Below are 4,433 nucleotides of genomic sequence, written 5' to 3'. Positions count from 1 at the left end.
TCGAAGTCGCTTGAAATGACATTCCCCTCTGAATCGGTCCACTGTCCATCAGGCTGAGGGCTACCATCGAGTAGATCGAGCAGATCGACCGTTTCTTCACATGAGCATAGTACAACGGAGCTATTCTCACCTGCATCAGCCTCAGGAATCGATTCCACTTCCACTTCAGCATTGGAGGCCTCACAACTCCCAATGGCCGGAAAGGAATAGGTATAGATCCCCGTCATATCATTGCTCGGAGAGAAGGGTTCTTGCCAGACATCCCCCATGGGATCGGTCCATGTGCCGCCTGCATCAGGAGTACCAGATAGCTGGTCAAAGAGATAGACGATACCTCCATTCTCACAGAGTGTGATGGAAACATCATTCCCTGCGTTGAATCCATCGTCTACCTCTATCTCAATAAAGGCTAGATTCTCACAATCATTGACTGTGTCGGTCACTACATATACGTAGGTACCCGGAGTGTCTACTCCCGGTTCGAAAAAAAGTGTATCTCCTAAGCTGGGATTGCTCGGGGATTGAAAGTGCCAGGCTCCCGAGTCGACATCCTGTAAGTAGTCATTGATGAGTACTATAGGTCCATCCGTACAGAAGGAAAGCTCCAGATCTGGTCCGGCTTGAGCATCACAGCATTGAATAGATGACACCAAAAGAGCATCCTCATCTTCTGTACAGGTGGGAGAAAGGAATGAGCCTCCAGACTCATCGTCTGAAAGTGTATTGACCTGTATGTCAAGGTCCATTTCGGGCATACAGTCATCGAAGGCTACGGTCTTGAGTTGGAAACAGAAATCGAGTTGAAGTCCTATTGGACAGCGGTCACCGAAATTGTCGCCTGGATTATCGGAATCTGTACCTCCGTGCGGACTTTCGTAATAGAAACCCGCTCCATGGGTCATGCCGCTGGCCTCTGACGTGATGGGACCTGGATACCAAGCCCAATATCCACCGTCATTGCTGCAGCTCGAAGGGGAGATGACTTCCAAGGTGCTCAGGTCCCAGCCTGAACCGAATTGTGGAATGAGTGCATGGAGATAATGGTTGCCTCCTTGCCAGTCATCGTGATCGATACTGAGACATATCTGCACTTCCTCTTCATTGCCCCATGCTCCATCCACTTGTTGCGGACTGTATTCCCAGGTGTAGGAGGTCAAGCATTGACCGAGAAAGCCTCCACTGAGCAACAGGAAGAGAAATAGAATGTATGACCTTGGATACATAGGGACCATAGGTCTTTGGAAGTAATACAATAGGCTATACCTATCACCCTAATCCGGGCAGAAGGTCACCGCTCGAGTCTGACGGTCCCTTTGAAGATCTCCTTCTTGCTGTCATTCTGTAGAATGACTTCCCATGAGTAGCGTCCTTCTTCTACATCGTTACCTAGAGTATCGGTGCCTTCCCATGGTCTGGAAACTTCAGTAGAGTAGAATATCATCTTTCCCTGGGTATCTGTGATGGTCATCTTGAAGAGATCTCCATCTTTCAATCGGGAGGGTAAGAAGCTGTCATTCTCGCCATCGTTATTGGGAGAGAAACTCTTGACTGCACCCAGATTGAAGTCTTCTCCGAGGTATCGTGTTGTAGAGCGCTTTTCTATCTCCTTGTCAGAAGACGCCTCTTGTTCTTCACGATCTGCCTTCTCTTGAAGCCGTTGATTGATGCGCGTGATGAATTCCTTTTCATCGACCGTAAGTACATCTTCTACCTCGGATTCATCATTGGTCTTAGAAGAAGCGTCCAAGTCGGCTGTTTCGTTCTGGGAGATCTCAAGCTCTGAAGAATCGGAATGTCCTGAGATGAAGTAGTCCGATCCACCTTTTGTACGGTCATCACCTTCACCCATGGTCAATCTGTTCTCAATAGATGTCTCGCTGAGATGAGTTTCAGAAGCAGAATCCGAGTCAACACTTTGATTGATGAAGATGAGTGTGCCAAGCAAGAAAGCTGCTGCTGCTCCGAATTGGGTCAGGAAGTTGCTTCCACCTGAGGTGACACTCTGTGTACCTGGTGCTGAGGCACCATCCAATGCGCTTTCGAATTTACTCCATGCACCCGGCTCCAATGGGAGTTCGTAATGCTCTGCAGCACGCTTGACGGTCACTTCGAATAGATCAAACTTCTCTGTCATGTCCTCTTGCAAATTACTAGCTGTTCAGTAGTATCTGTTTCAATTTCTTCTTGGCCTTGGCCAGATTGGATTTGGATGTTCCTTCTGAGATACCTAGGGTTTCAGCAATCTCCTTATGTGTCATGTCTTCCATGACATATAGATTGAAAACCGCTTTGTATCCGGGTGAGAGGTGCTGCATCGCCTCGACCACGTGTGTCATGGTGAGAGAGATTTCCTCCTCGTCCTCTTCATGAGGGTCATCTTCCAGGTCCATTCCTTGATCGATGAGTTCTTCACTTTGACTCAAGACCAAAGAACGTTTGTCCCGTCTGATGTGATCGATGGCCGTATTGACCATGATCCTCCTAATCCAACCTTCCAAAGAACCATTGTGATTGAATCGATCAAGGCTGTTGAAGACCTTGATGAAACCATCTTGGAGCATGTCCTTGGCTTGATCCATGTCTTTTGCATATCTCAAGCACACACCGAGCATCTTTCCATAGAAGGATTCATAGAGCTTGCGTTGGGAATTCCTATCCCCTGCAAGGCACCGATCTAGCCATGTTTTCTGCTCGACTGGGTCGATACTCATTAATCAGACGCTGAAATTATCATTTGGTTGCCTATGGAGTTATGGCCAGATGGTCATTTTTCAATGTGAAATCCACGATCAGGGCGTGTTGAAGATATACTTTATCAAGAATGTGGTTATGCTCCATCGATTTTCTGCCTCTGTTTCACATTATTCTACCTTTGCGGCCGACTTGTTAGAACATCATTCAATTCAATCCATAACGCACACAGAATCATGAAAGTAACGGTAGTAGGAGCGGGAAATGTAGGCGCAACATGCGCAAATGTCCTTGCACACCGAGAAGTGGCCAACGAGGTGATCCTTCTGGATATCAAAGAGGGATATGCCGAAGGTAAGGCCTTGGACATTTGGGAGACCTCACCGATCAATATGTACGACACTCGTACCATCGGAAGTACAAATGATTATACCAAGACCGCAGGTTCTGATGTGGTGGTGATCACTTCAGGTATTCCGAGAAAACCGGGTATGAGCCGAGATGACCTCATCGCGACCAATGCCGGTATCGTGAAATCTGTGACAGAGAATGTCGTGCAGCACTCACCTGACGCTAAGATCATTTGCGTTTCCAATCCACTGGATGTGATGACCTATGCTACCTATCTGACTGCTAAAAAGGATAGCAAGCACGTCTTCGGTATGGCCGGGATATTGGATACGGCTCGATATCGTTCTTTCTTGGCCTTGGAACTCGATTGCTCACCCAAGGATATCCAAGCCGTACTCATGGGTGGTCATGGTGACACCATGGTGCCCCTACCACGCTACACGACTGTAGGAGGAATTCCTGTGACGGAGCTCGTCTCTGATGATCGACTGGATGCCATTGTAGAGCGCACCAAGAAGGGAGGAGGAGAGATCGTCAACCTATTGGGAACCTCTGGGTAGTATGCTCCAGGAGCTGCGGCCGCTCAGATGGTAGAGGCCATCGTGAAGGATCAGAAGCGCATCTTCCCTGTATGCGCATGGTTGCAAGGGGAATATGGAATGAGCGATCTCTATCTCGGTGTCCCGGTCAAATTGGGCAAGGATGGAATCGAGAAGATCATCGAATTGGAATTGAATGAGGATGAGAAAGCATTACTTGAAGCTTCTGCTCAGCACGTGCGCGATGTGATGAAGGTATTGGACGGAATGGACCTTTTCTGATCACATTCTTCAGATAAATCTATTTTCTCTACCGATGGGCAGCGTACATGTACGACTGCCCATTATTTTTTTCCGGATACGAGCGATGAATCTATAGACACCATCGCGGATCGGTCGCGGGACAAAGGTCAGTCCCCGGGCCCATTTCCAGGGAGCATTCAGATACGCGCAAGCGCGCAAAGCCGCGTCAGAATAGGCATAGGCCTTCCCATCTTCGACCAGGATCACACTGTCTATCGAATCATCGATCTGGTGTTGATGAAGAATGGCCGAGGTGCGGTCATCCTTTAGCCACATGAAAGAGATCTCTTCATCTGCCTCATGTGTGAAGATGAAGTCTACAAATCCATCGCAGAACTTGCACTCTCCATCATAGATGAGCAGAGGTTGACGCTCTAGGGCTTCAGTTCTTAATGACTCTCTGGCTGTTTCTTCCATCGGTGGTCTCGATCTCCAGCAGATAGACTCCGCGGGGCAGATCGGATATATTCAATTGAATTTCTCTACGAGGCGAATCATGTTGACGTGCGATCAAGCGTCCACTGACATCCATAAGTTGGAGGCCTGTGA

Annotated in this window: 5 protein-coding genes and 1 pseudogene; 1 reads left to right on the top strand and 5 read right to left on the bottom strand. The window is 48.2% G+C overall.

Annotated elements, in window-relative coordinates; all coding sequences use genetic code 11:
• From HKN79_00200 to HKN79_00190, 3 genes are all read right to left on the bottom strand, one after another.
• Positions 1-1,223 (bottom strand): hypothetical protein (locus HKN79_00200; GenBank protein ID NNC81971.1); only part of this gene is annotated, 1,223 nt, incomplete at its 3' end.
• Between the two features lie 65 nt (positions 1,224-1,288).
• Positions 1,289-2,134 carry a hypothetical protein gene (locus HKN79_00195; GenBank protein NNC81970.1) on the bottom strand — a complete coding sequence of 282 codons (846 nt, stop codon included), beginning with the start codon at positions 2,132-2,134 and terminating at the stop codon, positions 1,289-1,291.
• Positions 2,135-2,150: 16 nt separating this feature from the next.
• Positions 2,151-2,711, bottom strand: coding sequence for an RNA polymerase sigma factor (locus HKN79_00190; protein NNC81969.1), 561 nt, complete (start codon positions 2,709-2,711; stop codon positions 2,151-2,153).
• 216 nt (positions 2,712-2,927) lie between these two features.
• Here HKN79_00190 and mdh point away from each other — a divergent pair.
• Positions 2,928-3,863: pseudogene (gene mdh, locus HKN79_00185) on the top strand (malate dehydrogenase).
• Between the two features lie 9 nt (positions 3,864-3,872).
• On the opposite strand, the gene HKN79_00180 reads toward mdh, so the two are convergent.
• Both HKN79_00180 and HKN79_00175 read right to left on the bottom strand, forming a co-directional pair.
• A complete protein-coding gene (locus HKN79_00180) occupies positions 3,873-4,301 on the bottom strand; it encodes a DUF393 domain-containing protein (protein ID NNC81968.1) in 429 nt (142 codons plus the stop codon).
• A partial coding sequence (locus HKN79_00175) for a T9SS type A sorting domain-containing protein (protein NNC81967.1) occupies positions 4,267-4,433 on the bottom strand: 167 nt, incomplete at its 5' end. The genes HKN79_00180 and HKN79_00175, both read right to left, overlap by 35 nt.

It is taken from the genome of Flavobacteriales bacterium, assembly GCA_013001705.1.
GTDB lineage: Bacteria > Bacteroidota > Bacteroidia > Flavobacteriales_D > JABDKJ01 > JABDLZ01.
The sequence above is the reverse complement of the archived record's forward strand: the minus strand, read 5'-3'. Positions and strand labels throughout refer to the sequence as shown.

Excerpts from the sequence above, each read along its gene's own strand:
- HKN79_00195 (NNC81970.1), bottom strand. The coding sequence starts at position 2,134 with ATGACAGAGAAGTTTGATCTATTCGAAGTGACCGTCAAGCGTGCTGCA.
- HKN79_00190 (NNC81969.1), bottom strand. The coding sequence starts at position 2,711 with ATGAGTATCGACCCAGTCGAGCAGAAAACATGGCTAGATCGGTGCCTT.
- HKN79_00180 (NNC81968.1), bottom strand. The coding sequence starts at position 4,301 with ATGGAAGAAACAGCCAGAGAGTCATTAAGAACTGAAGCCCTAGAGCGT.